Genomic DNA, 17,540 nt, shown 5'->3' with positions numbered 1-17,540 from the left:
GATGGCACCGGCGACGATGGCACCGGCGACGATGGCACGGGCGATGACGGTACTGGCGACGACGGCACCGGCGACGATGGCACCGGCGACGACGGCACCGGCGACGATGGCACGGGCGATGACGGCACTGGCGACGATGGCACCGGCGATGACGGCACTGGCGACGATGGCACCGGCGACGATGGCACTGGCGACGATGGCACCGGCGATGACGGTACTGGCGACGATGGCACCGGCGACGACGGCACCGGCGATGATGGCACCGGCGATGACGGTACCGGCGACGATGGCACCGGCGACGATGGGACGGGAGGTGGCAGCCCCCTCCTGGGTGGCTTGGCCGGGCCGACCGGGCCGGGCAGCGCGCCTTTGACCCATATGCCCGGCGGGTTCGCCGGCGGGGATGACGGTGGCGGCAGCGGCTTCGTCTTCCAATGGACACCGGGCGGCGAGGACGAAGAAGACGACGACGGCGAGGATGGCGAGGACGGAGGAACATGATCGCCAGAACTGTTGCCCGGGCTCTTTTCTCTATCGGAGTTCTGTCGGCGTTAGCCGCCCCGACTGCCAGCGCCCAGGGTCTTCCCCCGTCTGACGCCGCCACGGCGCTGGCAGAGCTGGCCGCGCGCAGCCCGCAGGCGCCTCAGCAGGCGGTCCCTCGACCGACGCGCTTCGTCTTGCGCCGGGTCGCCTTTGCCGGTGCCTCGGCCTATTTCTCCCGGGCCGAACTGGACGCCGCGACTGCGCCCCTCCTTGGCCACCGGTTGGGGCCGGGCGGGGCACAGGCCATCGCCGATGCGGTCAACGCGCTCTACCGCGCGGAGGGGATCGACCTTGCCATCGCGCAGGTCGCCGGAATTGATCCTGGGCAAGGGACTGTGACCATAGATCTGTTCGAGGCTCGTCTTGGCCGGGTCGATTATAGGTCGGGGCGTACCCGGCCCGCCTATCTGCGGTTCCGTCTTGGAGTAGAGGCGGGCGATCTGGCTGACACACGGGTGATCGCCGAGCGGCTGGAGCGATTGTGGCTGACCGACCGCCTGCGCGCCAACGCCGATTTCTCTCCGGGGGCGATGCCGGGGCGCACCAATCTGACGGTGTCGTTCGACGACCCGCCGCCGGTCACCGCCTCGCTGCGGTTTGACAACTATGGTGAGATCGCCACCGGAGAGGCGCGCGCCAGCGCCAGTGTGCGGATCAATAGCCTGACCGGCTGGGGCGATCCGCTGGCGCTGGATCTGATGACCTCCGAAGGCGCCCGTAGCGCGACGCTGTCCTACAGTCGCACGCTCACCCCGGGGGGCGGACAGCTCGCCGCCTCGGTCTCCGGTCAGCGCAGTGAAACGTTGAGCGCGCCGGTGGTGGCATCGGAGACGCTGAGCGCCGGACTGATCTATGCTCACCCTCTGATCCTGGCCGCCGATCGCAGCTTCTGGGTTTCGCTCGGACTGGATCGCTATGACGAAACCACCAGGACCGCAGGCGTAACCACGGCGGATCAGTCGGGCTGGGCGCTGACGCTGGGGGCGAATGGCGCGCGCAGCTTTGACAGGGCGCTGCGCCAGGTGGTCTGGTCAGTGGGGCTGACGGCGGGACGGTTCACCGACAGGGTGTTGGGGCTGGGCGATCTGTCCTACGGCGCGGTCACCGCGTCGGGGCGGCTGCAATGGGCGCTGGGAGACTGGGGGCACGCGATCCTCATGGGGGCGGCGCAACTGCCGCTGACCGACGACACCCCGTCACGCGGCAAATTCGCCGTGACCTCGCCCTTTGCGGTTCCGGGTTACGCCAGCGGCCTGTCCGAGGGCGCGGGCGGCTACTGGACCCGGTTCCAGGTTGAGGCCGCCAAACCGCTGCCGATTTCGGGCACCGCTATCCACCCCTATGCATTTGTCGCCCTGGGCGAGGCTTTTGACCGGGCAGGCGGGACATGGAGCGGGCAGGGATTCGCCTCGTCGGTCGGGATCGGGCAGTCCGGGCGGATCGGTCGGCGCGGGTCGTTCGATGTGCAACTGGCCCGATCGCTGACACCGGTTCTGGGCCGGGGTGGCGACGGGTCGTGGTCGGTGCGGGCGGCGTTTTCGCTCGCGTTCTAAGCAAGGCATGAAAAGAAGGAAGACAGCATGACAAGATTTCTGACACGAGCAACGGGGACGGCCTTTCTGGCGGCGCTGGTGGCGCTGGGACAACCCGCCGCGATGGCGCAATCCGCCGATGGGGACGCCAAGGAGGTGACGAACGGAAGCCGGTTCGGAGCCTGGACCGTGAATTGCCAGGCGCTGGGCGTCAACAAGACCTCCTGCGTGCTGACGCAACGGCTGGTGCGCAGCGGTGACGGCGGTTTTCTGGCCGAGGTGCTGGCCTTTTCGAATGCGGACGACAGCAAACGCTATCTCGCCGCCCGGGTGCCGAACGGGGTCTATTTTCCGGCCGGATTCGCCATGCGTCCGGCAGAGGTAACCGAAGAGACCCGGTTCATCTGGCAATCGTGCAGCGCAAAGCTTTGCGAGGCCCTGATCGAGATTGCGCCCGAGGCCGCGGCCTCCTTCGAGGCGAGCGAAAAGGGGATGGTTGCCGGGTATCGGCCCGGGCTGACCGCCGATCCGGTCATCTTTTCGATGTCTGCGGCGGGCATGACTGCCGGGCTCGACGCCTTGGCCGGTGCCCGGGTGGCGGCCTCTGAATGAGAATTGCCGCGCTTGCTGCCGGCCTGATGATTGCTGGCGCTGCCTGCGCCGCCGCACCGGACGCCCGAAGGTTCGCGGACTGGACGCTGTTGGAGGTGCCGGGGCAGGGCTGTGTGCTGCAGTATCGCGCGGTTGCACCGGGCTCGGGGCTGGTGCTGGCCGATCTCTATCTGAGTCCGGTTGCCGAGGGCGGCGCGATCCTGTCGGTTCGGGTGCCGGTCGGCGCGTCGATCGCAGACCGCGCCGTCTATCGCCACCTTGGGGCGGGTCGCGCCGTGCCACTGATCTGGCAGACCTGCAACCGGCAAACCTGTCTGGCTCAGGTCCATGTCACCGAAGAGGAAATCGGTCGGTTGCGGGCGGGGCGGGCTATCGAGCTTGCCTTCGTGCCGGTGCCGGGGGCCCGCAGGCTGAGCTTTCCGGTCTCGCTGATGGGGGTGACCGCGGGCCTTCGCGCCGCCTTGGCCTGCACCTCCTGGTAACGGTGTCTGTTCGTCAGGCCGAAGCCGTGACGGGAGGGCGATCCGGATGAGCGCAGTGCGACCATGGCCTGCCTGCGCGCGCCCGCGCCTTGTGCAATCCTAGGTCCGTGCCTAGGGTGTCCGCCGAAGTTCGGGGAGGGGATGAATGGCGACGCAAGCGCAGACGGCCTGGCCGATAGATTGGGACGAGGCCTTTGACAATGCCGGCCATGTGCCGGGGGCGGCGGATCTGGCCGCACGCTGGACCGGTGCGGCGGCGGCGTTCCGCGATGCGGCACGGGCCGATCTGGATCTGGGGTATGGCCCCGGCGCGCGCAACCGGTTCGATCTGTTCCGCCCGGAGGGCGCGGTCGCGGGCCTGATCGTCTTTGTCCATGGCGGCTACTGGCACAAGTTCGACAAGTCGCACTGGTCGCATCTGGCGGCCGGGCCGCTGGCGGCGGGCTGGGCGGTGGCGATGCCGAGCTATACGCTGGCGCCCGAAGGGCGGGTTTCGCAGATGACGGGCGAGGTGGGCCAGGCCATCGCGGCGGCCGCGGCCCGTGTCGCCGGGCCGATCCGGCTCATCGGGCATTCGGCGGGCGGGCATCTGGTATCGCGCATGGCCTGCGCGAATGCGCCGCTGACGCAGGAGATGACGGCGCGGCTGGACCGGGTGATCTCGCTGAGCGGGTTGCACGATCTGCGGCCGCTGCTTGGCACCCGGATGAACGACATCCTGGGCCTCACGCCAGAGGAGGCGGCGGCGGAGAGCGCTGCGCTGCTGACACCGCGCATGGATCTGGACACGCTGTTCTGGGTCGGCGCGGCGGAGCGGCCGGAGTTCCTGCGCCAGACCCGACTGATCGCCGAGGTCTGGGGCGAGGGCGGGGCCCGGGTGCGCGACCATTACGACCCCGGGCACAATCATTTCACCGTGGCGGGAGAGCTCGCCCGCCCCGACAGCGATCTGGTTCAGGCGCTGGTCGGGTAGGCTTGCGGTTGCGCCTTTGGTCCGGCCTGCCTAGGCTGCGGCACGACCCATATGACAGGACCCAGCCATGGCCCGGATGATCCATATCCTGAACGGACCCAACCTCAACCTGCTGGGCAAGCGGGAGCCTGAGATCTATGGCGCCGACACGCTCGAGGATGTGGCGCAGCGTTGCGCCGTGCTGGGCCGGGAGCTGGCGCTGGAGACCGCGTTTTACCAGTCGAATCATGAGGGCGAGATCGTCGAGATGATCCACCGTGCCCGCGCGGCGGCTGCGGGGATCATCATCAATCCGGCGGCCTATACCCATACCTCGGTGGCGATTCTCGATGCGCTCAATACCTTCGAGGGGCCGGTGCTGGAGGTGCATATCTCCAACGTGCACCGGCGCGAGAGTTTTCGGCATCATTCCTATGTTTCACTGCGCGCCGAAGGGGTTATCGCCGGGTGCGGGGTGCAGGGGTACGATCTGGCGCTGCGCCGGATGGCGGTACTGCTGGGCTGAGGCGGGCAAAGCGGCCGGAAGGAATTGACATGCATGCTTACGATAAGTATGCATTCTATTAAATCGAAGATGGAGGAGGCCGCGATGGCGGAGAAACTTGGAACGCTGGAAGAGTTGCCGCAGGAGTATCGCGACGCGATGAGCGCGGCCGGCGTCGCGCCGCTCTGGCCGATGATGCGCAACGTGCTGCCGCATGGGGCGCCCAACCCGCAGACCAAAGCCGGCTACTGGAATTACCAGGCGGTGCGGCCGCTGCTGATGCGGGCGGGGGAGCTGACGCCGGTGGAAAAGGCCGAACGGCGGGTGCTGGTGCTCTCCGATCCGGGCCGCGGCAACGGGGCGATGCAGGCCACCGCCTCGATCTATCTCGGCCTCCAGCTGCTGCTGCCGGGCGAGACCGCGCCGGCGCATGTCCACACGCCCAGCGCGGTGCGTATCATGGTCGAGGGCAAGGGCGCCTTTACCGTCGTCGACGGGGAAAAGCTGCCGATGGACGAGGGCGATCTGGTGCTGACGCCGGGTGGCGAATGGCACGATCACGGCCATGACGGCGACGAGCCGGTGATCTGGCTCGACGCGCTTGATCTGCCGGTCTTCGTCTATCTCGAAGGCTCTTATGCCAACGAGGGGCCGCTGCAATCGCAGCGCAACCGCCCCGATGCGAGCCAGGTGGAGTATCTTTCCTCCGGTCTCGCGCCCAGCCGCACCCGGTCGCGCGCGCGGCGCTATCCGATGATGCGCTATCCCTGGGCCCGGACCGAGGCGGCGCTGCGCGAGATGGCGGCCTTTGGCGGTGACGGCATCGCCGAGCTGGATTACATCAACCCCGAGACCGGCGAGGATGTGCTGCCCACCATGGGCTTCACCGCGATGATGCTGGCCGCAGGCCAGGTGGACGAGCCGCCGCTGCGCTCGGCCTCATCGGCCTTTCACGTGATCAGGGGGCGCGGGGTGACCACGATCAATGGCGAGCGGTTCGAATGGGGGCCGAAAGATACCTTCTCGGCCCCGGTCTTTGCCGATATCCGGCATGAGGCGGGCGAAGAGGCCTTTCTGGTTCGGGTCCACGACCGCCCGCTGCAGGAAAAACTAGGATATTACGAGGAACGCGCGAAATGACCCAATATCTCTTTGAGCCGTCCAAGGTGTACTCCGTGCCCGTCAACGGCGAGGCGGCGGAATACCCGGTGGGCCGCATCTTCTGCGTCGGGCGCAACTATGTCGCCCATGCCGCCGAAATGGGCGTGGAGCCGGATCGCGAGGCGCCATTCTATTTCACCAAATCGCCGCTGGCGACGCTGGCGAGCGGCGAAACCCTGCCCTATCCGCCGGGCACCGAGAACTTCCATTACGAGATGGAACTGGTGCTGGCGATCGGCAAGCCGGTGTTCCGGGTCAGCGCCGATGCGGCGGCGGGTGCCATCTATGCCTATGGCTGCGCGCTGGACATGACCCGGCGCGACCTGCAGCTCAAGGCGCGCGAGAAACAGCGGCCCTGGGATCTGGGCAAGGATGTCGAGGGCTCGGCGGTGTTCGCGCCCCTGACCAAAGCGGGCGAGGTCGGCGAGATCGGCCCGCAGCGCATCCATCTGGAGGTGAACGGCGAGGTCAAGCAGGACGCGCATCTGCGCGATCTGATCCACAGCGTGACCGAGGTCGTCGCCGATCTGTCGAAATATTACCACCTGATGCCGGGCGATCTGATCATGACCGGTACGCCGGCGGGCGTCGGCCCGGTGGTGGCGGGCGACGTGATCACGGGCGGCATCGACGGGCTGGACCCGATCGAGCTGAAGATCGGGCCTGCCGAGTAACCTGAGAACACGCCGCGCCCCCCGAGCGGGGACCGGCGCACAGCATCTTGATTTTGCGGATTGCCTCCCCGGCCGGGCGGCGCCGGGCGGAGGAGTATTGCCATGAGTGAAGATCGTATCGTCATCGCCGGCGGCGGCATCGGCGGACTGGCGCTGGCCATCGGGTTGGCGCAGAAGGGGGTCCGCTCCATCGTGCTGGAAAAGGCGCCGCAACTGGGCGAGATCGGCGCCGGCATCCAGCTTGGCCCCAACGCCTTTCACGCCTTTGATTATCTGGGCGTCGGTGACGCGGCGCGGGCCATGGCGGTCTATATCGACAATCTGCGCCTGATGGATGCCATGTCGGGCGAGGAGATCACCCGGGTTCCGCTGGACGACCGGTTCCGCGCCCGGTTCCGCAACCCCTATGCGGTGGTGCATCGCGGCGATCTGCACGGCGTCTTCCTGCGCGCCTGCGAGGCGCATGAGCTGGTGGAGCTGCGGACCAGCGCCGAGGTCGTGGATTACGATCAGGACGCCGACAGCGCCACCGCGATCCTCGCCGACGGCAGCCGGATCAGAGGCTCTGCGGTGATCGGGGCCGACGGGCTCTGGTCCAACATCCGCAAGCGGCTGATCGGCGACGGCGCGCCGCGCGTGTCGGGCCATACCACCTATCGCAGTGTGATCCCGATCGAGGATATGCCCGAGGATCTGCGCTGGAACGCCGCCACGCTCTGGGCCGGGCCGAAATGCCATATCGTGCATTACCCGCTGCAGGGCTGGAAGACCTTCAACCTGGTGGTCACCTATCACAACGACGCGCCGGAGCCGGTGGCGGGCCTGCCGGTCAGCCATGACGAGGTGCGCAAGGGGTTCGAGCATGTCGCCCCGGTGGCGCGGCAGGTGATCGACAAGGGGCGGGACTGGAAGCTCTGGGTGCTCTGCGACCGCGATCCGGCGATGAACTGGGTCGACGGGCGCGTGGCGCTGCTGGGCGACGCGGCGCATCCGACGCTGCAATACCTGGCGCAGGGCGCCTGCATGGCGATGGAGGATGCCGTCGCGCTGGCGCACCAGATGGCGACCCTGCAGGGCGATGTGCCGGCGGTGCTGCAAAGCTACCAGCGGATGCGCCGGCTGCGCACCGCGCGGGTGCAATTGCAGTCGCGCGAGATCGGCACCCATATCTATCACCCCGATGGGGCGCACGCGCAGCTCCGCAACGCGGTGATGAGCGCCAAGTCGCCGGATGAATGGTACGACACGGTGGCCTGGCTCTATGGCTCGACCGGGCTGGACGGGGCGGTCTCGAACGAGACGCTCTGAGGGTTTCGGGGACGAAGGATCGCGGCCGGGGATTTTCCGGCCGTTTTTCTTTGGGGCGCAGTCCCGGACATCAGCAAAGGGAAGCTCCGAGCCAAGTGTCCCTGCGCGGAATCAAGGCCGCAGGCCGCCGCGCGAGCGCCGCCCCACGGTCCGGCGCTCGCGCGGCTTGTTCTGTGGGGCGGACGGTGGGACGGTGGGATGCTTGGGGACGGTGGGATGCTTGGGCGTTCCGGGTCTGGCACGCGGGCGTTGCGAATCTCTGAAAATTTAGTTATTCATCACAACAATTATTAATCACATCCGCTTTCGGGCGGGACGGAACCGGGGACCGCGCCATGACCCAAGACATGCTCAAGATCGACATTCAGGGCGATATCGCCGTACTCACCATGGACCGCCCGGAGAAGCGCAACGCCATGTGCGACCAGCTTCTGGAGGAGATCGACGCCTTTTTCTCCAAACCGCCGGCGGGGGTCAGGGTGGCGGTGCTGACCGGCACCGCCGGGCACTATTGCTCGGGCCTCGACCTCAGCGAACATGTGGCGCGCGACGCCGAGGGGACGATGCGCCATTCGCGCCACTGGCATGGGGTGATGGACAAGATCCAGTACGGCGGTCTGCCGGTGGTCTCGGCGATGATGGGCGCGGTGATCGGCGGCGGGCTGGAACTGGCCACCGCGACCCATGTGCGGATCGCCGAGCCGTCGACCATCTTCCAGTTGCCCGAGGGGCGGCGCGGTATCTATGTCGGCGGCGGCGCCAGTGTACGGGTGGGCCGCATCCTGGGCGCCGACCGGATGATCGAGATGATGCTGACCGGGCGCAAGTTCGGCGCCGAGGAGGGGGTCGCGCTGGGCCTGGCGCACTACGCCGTGGGCGCGGGCGAGGCGCTGCCCCGGGCAATGGAGCTGGCGCGCAAGATCGCCGACAACGCGCCCCTGTCGAATTATGTGATGATCCAGGCGCTGAGCCGGATCGAGGACATGGACAAGCCCGGCGGCCTGTTCACCGAGAGCCTCTGCGCGGCGCTGACCCAAACCAGCCCCGACGCGGTCGAGGGACTGGCGGCGTTCCTGGAGAAACGCGCGCCCAGCTTCGGGCGGGGCCGGTGAGCCGACCGGCCGCAAAGGGCCGGGCCGCCGCGGAGGCCGAGGTCACGCGGGTGTCCGACGCCACGCTCTGCGGCTTCATCGGCTATCACATGAAGCGGGCCTTCAACGTGGTTCAGGCCGATCTGAATCAGACGCTGAAGCCGCTGGACCTGCGCATGGTGACCTATTCGGCGCTGGTGCTGATCGTCGACAATCCCGGCCTGCGCCAGTCGCAACTGGCCGAGGCACTGGATGTGGAGCGCGCCAATCTGGTGGTGATCATCGACGAGCTTGAGGGACGGGATCTGATCACCCGCGACCGGGTGCCGACCGACCGGCGCGCCTATGCGCTGAACCCGACGCTGGCGGGGCGGCGGCTGTATGATCGGGCGCTGGAGGCGGTGCGCGGACACGAACGACGCATCCTGAACGGGATGGACGAGGAGGCAAAACAGGCGGTGATCCGGGCGATGTCCGTGATCCGGCGCGGTTCTGAGGGAGGATGAGACATGCAACGCACAACACGGTTCCGGCCGCATAAGGTTCTGCGCGAGGACCGGGCCGACGGGACGATCCTGTTGCGCTCGGGTTATGAGATCGGCCCGGTCGCGGATCGTACCGGCGACTGGCTGCACCAATGGGCCGGCGCGGCGCCGGACCGGGTGTTCCTGGCCGAGCGCAGCGGCGCGGGCTGGCGCGAACTGACCTATGCCGCCGCGCTGGAGCAGGTGCGCGCGGTGGCCGCCGCGCTGCTGGCGCGCGGGCTGGGGCCGGATACCCCGATCATGGTGCTGTCGGGCAACGGGGTCGATCACGGGCTGCTGTCGCTGGCGGGTCAGTACGCCGGCATTCCGGTGGTGCCGGTGGCCGAGCAATATTCCTTGATCCATGGAGCCCACGGACGGCTGCGCCACGCGATGGAGCTGATCGAGCCGCGCCTGGTCTATACGGTCGATGCGGATCAATACGCCGAGGCGCTGGCGCTGGATGTCTTCGACGGCGTCGAGGTGGTGGCGACCCGGACGGGCGCTTCGGGGGCGACGCCGTTCTCCGACCTGCTGAAGGGCGACGGCAGCGCCGATGTGGACGTGGCCTTTGCCGCTGTCACGCCGGATACGGTGGTCAAGATCCTGATGACCTCCGGCTCCACCTCCAACCCCAAGGGGGTGATGACCACGCATCGGATGATGTGCGCCAACCAGACCATGATCGCGGATTCGCTGCCCTTCCTGCGCGACCGGCCGCCGGTGATCGTCGATTGGCTGCCCTGGAACCACGTGTTCGGCGGTTCGCATAATTTCAACATGATGCTTGCCAATGGCGGCAGCCTTTACATCGACGACGGCAAGCCGGTGAAGGGGCTGTTCGACCGCACCCTCGAGAACCTTGGCATGGTGGCGGGCACCGCGCTGTTCAACGTGCCGGTCGGCTTTTCGATGATGCTGGCGGCGCTGCGCAAGGACGAGCATCTGCGCCGGATGGTGTTTTCCGATCTCGACATGGTGTTCTACGCCGGCGCCTCGCTGCCGCAGGATGTCTGGGCCGGGTTCGAGAGCATGGCACTGGAGGCGCGCGGCGCGGTGCCGCTGATGACCTCCTCCTGGGGGCTGACCGAGACCGCGCCGGCCACCATGATCCAGCAGGAGCCGACCGATCGCTCCGGCGTGGTGGGGGTGCCGATGACCGGCGTCACGCTCAAGCTGATTCCCGACGCGGACGGCCGCTGCGAGGTGCGTGCCAAGGGGCCCAACATCATGCCCGGCTATTTCCGCGACCCGCAGAAAACGGCGGAAGCCTTTGACGAGGAGGGGTTCTTCGTCACCGGCGACGCGATGTGTTTCGTCTCGCCGGGGGATGAGAACAAGGGGATGCGGTTCGACGGAAGGATCTCCGAGGATTTCAAGCTGACCTCGGGCACCTGGGTGCGCGCGGCGCAGCTCCGGCTCGACATGCTGGCCTGCCTGGCGCCGCTGGCCGCCGATCTGGTGATCACCGGCGCCGACCGCGACGAGATCGGCGTGATGATCTTTCCCAACATGGCCGAGCTGGAGGCCGAGGGCTATAGCACCGACGCACAGGAGGGCGCGCTGGCCGATCCGCATTTGCTGTCGGACATCCACCGCCGCCTGGCCGAGCGGGCGCGCGATATTTCCGGCAGCTCGACCCGGGTGGCCCGCGCCATCGCGCTGGCCGAGCCGCCGTCGATGCCCGAGGCCGAGATGACCGCCAAGGGCAACCTGAATTTCCGCAGGGTACTGACCCGGCGCGCCGACCTGCTGGAGCGGCTCTATGCCGAAAGCGATCCATGCGTGACGCGGATCTGATGCGACACGGAGGGCTGCGACCGCCCGAGGGCGGGGGGCGAAGCCCGGGACGCTGCGCGGCCCCGTGCGAGAGGTGCTAAAGAGGCGGCAGGGCCGCCATTCGACCGGACAAAGGAATCCAAATGATCGACCTGACCAAAATCCGCGCCATCGACATCCACACCCATGCCGAGGAACCCTGCGGCTGCCATTCCGATGACGGTTACGACGGCCTGCAATCGACCATGGCCAGCTATTTCGGCGCCCCCTGGAGCCACCCGCCCACGGTGCCGCAGACCGCCGCGCATTACCGCGAACAGAACATCGCCGCGGTGATCTTTCCGGTCGATGCCGAACGCGAGACCGGCTATCGCCGCTACAAGAACGAAGAGGTGGCGGAACTGGCCGCCGAAAACTCCGACGTGCTGATCCCGTTTGCCTCCATCGACCCGTGGAAGGGCAAGATGGGCGTGCGCGAGGCGCGCCGCCTGATCCGTGATTTCGGCATCAAGGGGTTCAAGTTTCACCCCACCATGCAGGGATTCTGGCCCAACGACCGGATGGCCTATCCGCTCTATGAGGCGATCGAGGAGGAGGGCGGCATCGCGCTGTTTCACACCGGGCAGACCGGCGTCGGGTCGGGCATGCCTGGCGGCAACGGGATGCGGCTGAAATACTCCAACCCGATGGTGATCGACGATGTGGCGGTGGACTTCCCCGAACTGAAAATCATCCTCGCCCACCCCAGCTTTCCCTGGCAGGAAGAGGCGCTGTCGGTCGCGCAGCACAAGCCCAACGTCTATATCGACCTGTCCGGCTGGTCGCCGAAATACTTCCCGCCGATCCTGGTGAAATACTGCAACTCGATCCTGAAGAAAAAGGTGCTGTTCGGCTCCGACTGGCCGATGATCACGCCGGAGCGCTGGCTGTCGGACTTCGAGAAGATCGACATCAAGGACCACCTGCGCGAGGACATCACCAAGAACAACGCCGCGCGGCTGCTGGGGCTGATGTAAATGCTGCCGGCGCCAGTTCTGACTCCGTTCTGCGAACTGGCCGTCGACTTGGCCCCGGTCCGCGAGATGGGGCCGGGCCGCGCCGGCCTGCGGCGGATCATCCCGATTATCGGCGGCACCGTCACAGGTCGCATCGAGGGACGCATCCTGAACCTCGGCGCCGACTGGCAGACGATCCATGCCGACGGGTCGGCCGATCTCGACACCCGCTATGCCTTCGAGACCGGCGACGGCGCGCTGATCGAGATCGTCAACAGGGGCGTGCGCCACGGCCCGCCCGAGGTGATGGCACGGCTGGCGGAAGGCGCCGACGTGGACCCCGCCGCCTATTACATGCGCACCACCGCGCGGCTGGAGACCGGCGATCCGCGCTATGACTGGCTCAACCGGATGATCTTTGTCGGCACCGGCGGGCGCTGGGCGGCGCAGGTGCGGCTGTCGCTGTTCCTGGTAGAATGACGGCACGCTGAGGGTCGGGGGCGAGCGGTCAGCCCCGCGCGCTCCCCGGAATGTTCTCGGCCAGAAAAAACGATGACGCGCCGAGGTTCAGGCGGGCGCGAACGGGTCCTCGGGGTAGCCGACCCGCTCCAGGTACAGCCCCTGCGGCGGGCAGACCGGGCCGCAGGCGGCCCGGTCGCGCGCCATCAGTGCCGCGCGCACATCTTCGGGCGTCCAGGAGCCGGCGCCGACCCGCTCCAGCGTGCCGACAAAGCTGCGCACCTGATTGTGCAGGAACGATCGCGCGCGCACGCGAAAGCGGATTTCCGGGCCGCAAAAGCCCTCGGTTTCTTCCACCCGCAGCTCGTCCAGCGTTTTGACCGGGCTTGCCGCCTGGCAGATGGTCGAGCGGAAGGTGGTGAAGTCATGCCGCCCCAGCAGCATGTCGGCGCCGGCCTGCATCGCCACCACATCGAGCGGACGCTGGACCTGCCAGACCTGCCCGCGGTCATGGGTGGCCGGTGCGCGGCGCATCAGGATGCGGAACAGATACTGCCGTTCCAGCGCCGAGAACCGGGCGTGCCAGTCGTCCGCCACGCGGGCCGCCGCGACGATGGCGACGGGGGCGGGTTTGAGGTGATAATTCAGCGCCTCGCTCAGCCGGAACGGATCCCAGTCCTTTTGCAGATCGCAATGGGCCACCTGCCCCAGCGCATGTACGCCGGCATCGGTGCGCCCGGCGGCGGCGATGGTATGCGGCCCCGGCTGCAGCCGCGCCAGCGCCGCCTCTATCGCGCCCTGAACGGACGGCAGATCCTTCTGCCTTTGCCAGCCGGCAAAGGGGGCGCCATGATATTCGACTTTCAATGCGTAACGCGGCATGCCCGGGCTGGTAGCGCGGGCGGACCGGCTGGGCAAGTCCCGCTTGGCGCGGGCGGGCGACATGCCTATCTTGGGGCGAGGCAACGGCAGGAGACCGGCTTGGTCATCTCAACACTGGCAGACGGGATCGCGCGCGGGGTCGAAACCGTGAGCGGCCGGATTTCCGAGACCCTGTTCGAGCCGGTGATCCGGCTGGGCGTGACCGGGCTGGCGCGCTCGGGCAAGACGGTCTTCATCACCTCGCTGGTGGCCAACTTGCTGGACCGGGGCCGGATGCCGGGCCTTGTGGCGCAGCAGCAGGGGCGGATCGAGGCGGCCTTTCTGCAACCGCAGCCGGATGTGACGGTGCCGCGCTTCGATTTCGAGGCGCATCTGGCCGCCCTGACCGCGCCGGCGCCGCACTGGCCCGAGAGCACGCGGACGATCTCTGAGCTGCGGCTGTCGCTGCGGGTGCGTCCGGCGGGGTTGCTGGCGGGGCTGCAGGGGCCGCGCACGGTGCATCTGGACATCGTCGATTACCCGGGAGAATGGCTTCTGGATCTGGGCCTTCTGGACCGGAGTTATCAGAGCTGGGCGCAGGAGACGCTGAGCCGGCTGGAAGGCCGCGCCGACGCGCAGGACTTCATCGCGCACGCCCGCGCCGCCGATCCGGACGCGCCCCATGACGAGGGCGTGGCGCGGGATCTGGCGCGCCGCTTTACCGCCTATCTGGCGGGCGCGCGCGACAAGGGATCCTATGACTGCATCCCGCCGGGGCGGTTTTTGCTGCCGGGCGATCTGGAGGGCTCTCCGGTGCTGACCTTCGCGCCGGTTCCGGTCGCTGCGGCGGCGCGGCGCGGCACCCTGCACCGCGAGATGGAGCGGCGGTTCGAGGCCTACAAGTCCCGGGTGATCAAGCCGTTCTTCCACGATCATTTCGCCCGCATCGACCGTCAGGTGGTGCTGGTCGATGCGCTGGGGGCGATCCATCGCGGGCCGCGCGCGGTCGATGACCTGGCGCGGTCGATGACCGACATTCTGTCCGCCTTCCGGCCCGGGCGAAACGCCTTTCTCAGCCAGCTCTGGCGCGGCCGGCGCGTGGAGCGGATCCTGTTCGCCGCCACCAAGGCCGACCATCTGCACCATGCGCAGCATGACCGCCTGACCGCGATCATGGCGGCGCTGACCCGCGGCGCCCGCGACCGGGCACAGTTCGCCGGGGCGCAGACGGCGGCGATGGCGATCGCTTCGATCCGCGCCACCACCGAGGAGACGCGCCGGCACGAGGGGCGCGATCTGCTCTGCGTGCGCGGGCGGCTGCTCGAGGACGGGCGGCAGGCGGCGTTCCACCCGGGCGAGCTGCCGGAGGATCCGGCGCGCCTGCTGGGGCCGGCGCGGGAGGGGGCCGGGGCCTGGCTGGATGCAGATTACGGGGCGATGCGCTTTGCGCCGGCGACGCTCAGCCTGGCGCCCGGCGACGGGCCGCCGCATATCCGGCTGGACCGCGCCGCGCAGTTCCTGATCGGAGATCGGTTGTGATGGTGCATCTGCGCCCCGCCCGGCCGGTCGACGCCGGGGCGCTCGGGGATATTCTGTACACATTTCAGATCGAAATGTACGGCCGCCCGAAAATGTGGTCGGGGGCAGAGACCATCGCCTATTGCGGCGAGATGATCGACAATGGCTGGGTCACCGTGGCCGAGGTTGCGGCAGAGGCGGGGACAGAGACCGGGACAGAGGCCGGCGCCGAGACCGGGGTCCGCGTCGTTGGCTTTCTGGCGCGCGACGGCGAAGAGGTCTGTTCGCTCTACGTCGCGCCCGGGGCGAGGGGCGCGGGGGTCGGCCAGCGGCTGATGGACGCGGCCAGAGAGACGCGCGCGCGGTTGTGGCTGCGGGTCATGGCCTACAACGCCGGGGCGCGGCGGTTCTACCGGCGCAACGGTTTTTCCGATGTCGGTCGCAGCGACGGCTCCGAGAACGAGGAAAACCTGCCGGCTATCACCATGGAATGGCGCAGAGAGGGGACGCGATGACCAATGGTCCGGTTCTGATCGACCTGGAGAACAGCGGCGAGCCCGCCCCCGACGTGGCCCAGGCAGCGCCGGTGCCCGACGCGGCGGAGCTGCCGGCTGAGGGTCGGGCGATGGCCCGGGCGGCGCGGCTGGCGGCGGCGGCGCCGTCGCGGCTGGCGCGCTGGGCCTGGGGGCTGGCGGGCGCGGTGCTGGGCGCGGTGATCTCGGTCGCGGCCTGGGATTTCGTGACGCGGCTGCTGGAGCGGGCGCCGGTTCTGGGCTGGGCCGTCTCCGTGCTGTTTGCCGCCTTGCTTGCCGTGCTGGCGGTGCTTGCGCTGCGCGAACTGGCGGCGATCGGGCGGCTGAAACGGATCGACGGGCTGCGCCGGGCCGCCGAGACGGCGCTGGCGGGGGCCGATCTGCAGGACGCGCGCGCCGCCGCCGGGCGGCTGATCGCCTTCTATGCGGGCCGCGAGGATACCCGCTGGGGCCGGGCCCGGCTGGAGGGCAAGGTGGAGGAGCAGTTCGACGCCGAGGCGGTGCTGGCGCTGGTCGAGGATGAGCTGCTCGCCCCGCTCGACCGGGCGGCGAGCCGCGAGGTGGAGGCGGCGGCGCGGCAGGTGGCTGCGGTCACCGCGCTGGTGCCGCTGGCGCTGGCCGACGTCTTTGCCGCGCTCATCTTCAACCTGCGGATGATCCGCCGGGTGGCCGAGATCTATGGCGGCCGCTCCGGCGTGCTGGGAAGCTGGCGGCTGACCCGGGCGGTGTTCACCCATCTGGTCGCCACCGGCGCGGTGGCGGTGGGCGACGACCTGCTGGAGCCGGTGCTGGGCGGTTCGCTGCTGACCAAGCTGTCGCGGCGATTCGGCGAGGGGCTGGTCAATGGCGCGCTGAGCGCCCGGGTCGGGGTGGCGGCGATGGAGGTATGCCGGCCGCTGCCGTTCTCGGCGCGCCACCGCCCCTCGGTCCGGGGAATGATCGGGCGGGCGCTGACCGGGCTGTTGTCGCGGCGCGGCGGGGCTTGATCTGCCGCAAGGGCGTGTGGGACGGCCGCCCCTAAAATGAGCGCAGCCAGCAGGGGAGCCAGCATGCAGGATCACGGCCACAGCAAGGAAGAGATCGCCCGCCGCATCGGCGCACCGCCGGGGCGGGGGTATCTGCGCGACGTGGTCTATGGCGCCATCGATGGCTCGGTCACCACATTCGCCATCGTCGCGGGCGTGGCGGGCGCGGGGCTGTCGCCCTTTATCATCGTGGCGCTGGGGCTGGCCAACGTGCTGGCCGACGGGTTTTCCATGGCGGCGAGCAACTTTTCCGGCACCAAGGCCGAGCTCGACGATATGCAAAGGCTGCGCAAGATCGAGGAACGCCATATCGCCCACTACCCCGATGGCGAGCGGCAGGAGGTGCGCGAGATCCTGGCGCAGAAGGGCCTGTCGGGGCCTGTGCTGGAGGAGGCGAGCGAGGCGATCTGCAGCGACCGGGAAAACTGGATTCAGCTGATGATGGAGGGGGAATACGGGCTGGCAGGGGTGGACCCGCATCCGATGCGCGCCGCCGTCGCCACCTTTGCCGCCTTTCTTGTCGCGGGGATGGTGCCGCTGATGCCCTTCATCCTGGGGGTCGAGGGGGCCTTTACGGTGTCGATCTGGGTGACCGGGGCGTCGTTCTTTACCATCGGCGCGTTGAAAAGCCGCTGGTCGCTGTCGCCCTGGTGGCGCTCGGGGCTGGAGACGCTGGCGATCGGCGGGGTGGCGGCGGGGATGGCCTATGTGGTGGGGACCTTGTTCAACGTCTGAGGGAGGGTGCCCCGTCTTTGGCGCCTTCCCCATCGGGAGGGGGCGATCGCTCCGACCGTCCGGTCCTCCGGGCCGCGAGGGCGGGCATCCTGCCTGCGCCCACTTTACCCCGCCCGCACCCCCGCCTATAAGGCGGCCATGACCCATCCGCGCGTCATTCTCATTCGAATTACGGACCCGGCGCTCTGATCCAGACGAGCCGCCGGGCAAAGGTGTTGAGCCATCGCACCGACCTGACCTGACCGTTTTCC

The 17,540-nt window shown here is 68.5% G+C and carries 19 protein-coding genes; 17 read left to right on the top strand and 2 right to left on the bottom strand.

Features of this window, described 5'->3' with window-relative positions; genetic code table 11:
* Window positions 1–435: hypothetical protein (locus E1832_RS22685; protein WP_206020984.1), on the bottom strand; the 435-nt coding region annotated here is incomplete at its 3' end.
* A 242-nt stretch (window positions 436–677) separates the two neighbouring features.
* Between E1832_RS22685 and E1832_RS02650 the strand changes: the two genes are divergently transcribed.
* The 13 genes from E1832_RS02650 to E1832_RS02590 all read left to right on the top strand — a co-directional run bounded on the left by E1832_RS02650 (window position 678) and on the right by E1832_RS02590 (window position 12,638).
* Window positions 678–2,096 (top strand): ShlB/FhaC/HecB family hemolysin secretion/activation protein, encoded by a 1,419-nt coding sequence (locus E1832_RS02650; RefSeq protein WP_165978776.1) that lies wholly within the window; start codon window positions 678–680, stop codon window positions 2,094–2,096.
* Window positions 2,097–2,123: 27 nt separating this feature from the next.
* Window positions 2,124–2,687 (top strand): invasion associated locus B family protein, encoded by a 564-nt coding sequence (locus E1832_RS02645; protein ID WP_133358191.1) that lies wholly within the window; start codon window positions 2,124–2,126, stop codon window positions 2,685–2,687.
* A 26-nt stretch (window positions 2,688–2,713) separates the two neighbouring features.
* Window positions 2,714–3,169, top strand: a complete 456-nt coding sequence (locus E1832_RS02640) for an invasion associated locus B family protein (RefSeq protein WP_165978775.1) — start codon at window positions 2,714–2,716, stop codon at window positions 3,167–3,169.
* A gap of 145 nt (window positions 3,170–3,314) precedes the next feature.
* Window positions 3,315–4,142: an alpha/beta hydrolase gene (locus E1832_RS02635; protein ID WP_133358189.1), complete on the top strand. Its 828-nt coding sequence runs from the start codon at window positions 3,315–3,317 to the stop codon at window positions 4,140–4,142.
* Window positions 4,143–4,209: 67 nt separating this feature from the next.
* Window positions 4,210–4,647 (top strand): type II 3-dehydroquinate dehydratase, encoded by a 438-nt coding sequence (gene aroQ / locus E1832_RS02630; RefSeq protein WP_133358188.1) that lies wholly within the window; start codon window positions 4,210–4,212, stop codon window positions 4,645–4,647.
* Between the two features lie 84 nt (window positions 4,648–4,731).
* Window positions 4,732–5,766 carry a cupin domain-containing protein gene (locus E1832_RS02625; RefSeq protein ID WP_133358195.1) on the top strand — a complete coding sequence of 345 codons (1,035 nt, stop codon included), beginning with the start codon at window positions 4,732–4,734 and terminating at the stop codon, window positions 5,764–5,766.
* Window positions 5,763–6,461 carry a fumarylacetoacetate hydrolase family protein gene (locus E1832_RS02620; protein ID WP_133358187.1) on the top strand — a complete coding sequence of 233 codons (699 nt, stop codon included), beginning with the start codon at window positions 5,763–5,765 and terminating at the stop codon, window positions 6,459–6,461. Before E1832_RS02625 ends, E1832_RS02620 begins: the two co-directional genes overlap by 4 nt.
* A 102-nt stretch (window positions 6,462–6,563) precedes the next feature.
* A complete protein-coding gene (locus E1832_RS02615) occupies window positions 6,564–7,769 on the top strand; it encodes a 3-hydroxybenzoate 6-monooxygenase (protein ID WP_133358186.1) in 1,206 nt (401 codons plus the stop codon).
* Between the two features lie 335 nt (window positions 7,770–8,104).
* Window positions 8,105–8,881, top strand: a complete 777-nt coding sequence (locus E1832_RS02610) for a crotonase/enoyl-CoA hydratase family protein (protein ID WP_133358185.1) — start codon at window positions 8,105–8,107, stop codon at window positions 8,879–8,881.
* Window positions 8,878–9,366 (top strand): MarR family winged helix-turn-helix transcriptional regulator, encoded by a 489-nt coding sequence (locus E1832_RS02605; RefSeq protein ID WP_245513778.1) that lies wholly within the window; start codon window positions 8,878–8,880, stop codon window positions 9,364–9,366. The genes E1832_RS02610 and E1832_RS02605 overlap by 4 nt, the downstream gene beginning before the upstream one ends.
* 3 nt (window positions 9,367–9,369) lie before the next feature.
* Entirely contained in the window at window positions 9,370–11,184 is a 1,815-nt protein-coding gene (locus E1832_RS02600) for a feruloyl-CoA synthase (RefSeq protein ID WP_133358184.1), read from the top strand.
* Between the two features lie 122 nt (window positions 11,185–11,306).
* Window positions 11,307–12,179 carry an amidohydrolase family protein gene (locus E1832_RS02595; protein ID WP_133358183.1) on the top strand — a complete coding sequence of 291 codons (873 nt, stop codon included), beginning with the start codon at window positions 11,307–11,309 and terminating at the stop codon, window positions 12,177–12,179.
* Window positions 12,180–12,638 (top strand): DUF3237 domain-containing protein, encoded by a 459-nt coding sequence (locus tag E1832_RS02590; protein WP_133358182.1) that lies wholly within the window; start codon window positions 12,180–12,182, stop codon window positions 12,636–12,638.
* An 87-nt stretch (window positions 12,639–12,725) separates the two neighbouring features.
* On the opposite strand, the gene truA is transcribed toward E1832_RS02590, so the two are convergent.
* Window positions 12,726–13,499 (bottom strand): tRNA pseudouridine(38-40) synthase TruA, encoded by a 774-nt coding sequence (gene truA / locus E1832_RS02585; RefSeq protein ID WP_133358181.1) that lies wholly within the window; start codon window positions 13,497–13,499, stop codon window positions 12,726–12,728.
* Window positions 13,500–13,598: 99 nt separating this feature from the next.
* Here truA and E1832_RS02580 point away from each other — a divergent pair, with 99 nt between their 5' ends.
* From E1832_RS02580 to E1832_RS02565, 4 genes are all read left to right on the top strand, one after another.
* Window positions 13,599–15,017, top strand: a complete 1,419-nt coding sequence (locus tag E1832_RS02580; protein ID WP_133358180.1) for a YcjX family GTP-binding protein — start codon at window positions 13,599–13,601, stop codon at window positions 15,015–15,017.
* Window positions 15,017–15,511: a GNAT family N-acetyltransferase gene (locus E1832_RS02575; RefSeq protein ID WP_342635556.1), complete on the top strand. Its 495-nt coding sequence runs from the start codon at window positions 15,017–15,019 to the stop codon at window positions 15,509–15,511. The genes E1832_RS02580 and E1832_RS02575 overlap by 1 nt, the downstream gene beginning before the upstream one ends.
* Window positions 15,508–16,515 carry a YcjF family protein gene (locus E1832_RS02570; protein ID WP_133358178.1) on the top strand — a complete coding sequence of 336 codons (1,008 nt, stop codon included), beginning with the start codon at window positions 15,508–15,510 and terminating at the stop codon, window positions 16,513–16,515. The genes E1832_RS02575 and E1832_RS02570 overlap by 4 nt, the downstream gene beginning before the upstream one ends.
* A gap of 63 nt (window positions 16,516–16,578) precedes the next feature.
* On the top strand, window positions 16,579–17,289 hold the full coding sequence (locus E1832_RS02565) for a VIT1/CCC1 transporter family protein (RefSeq protein ID WP_133358193.1): 711 nt from the start codon (window positions 16,579–16,581) through the stop codon (window positions 17,287–17,289).
* The last annotated feature ends 251 nt before the right edge of the window (window positions 17,290–17,540 follow it).

The organism is Antarcticimicrobium luteum, from assembly GCF_004358185.1.
Taxonomy (GTDB): domain Bacteria; phylum Pseudomonadota; class Alphaproteobacteria; order Rhodobacterales; family Rhodobacteraceae; genus Antarcticimicrobium; species Antarcticimicrobium luteum.
Note: the sequence above shows the minus strand (reverse complement) of the source record. Positions and strands in the feature narration are given on the sequence as shown.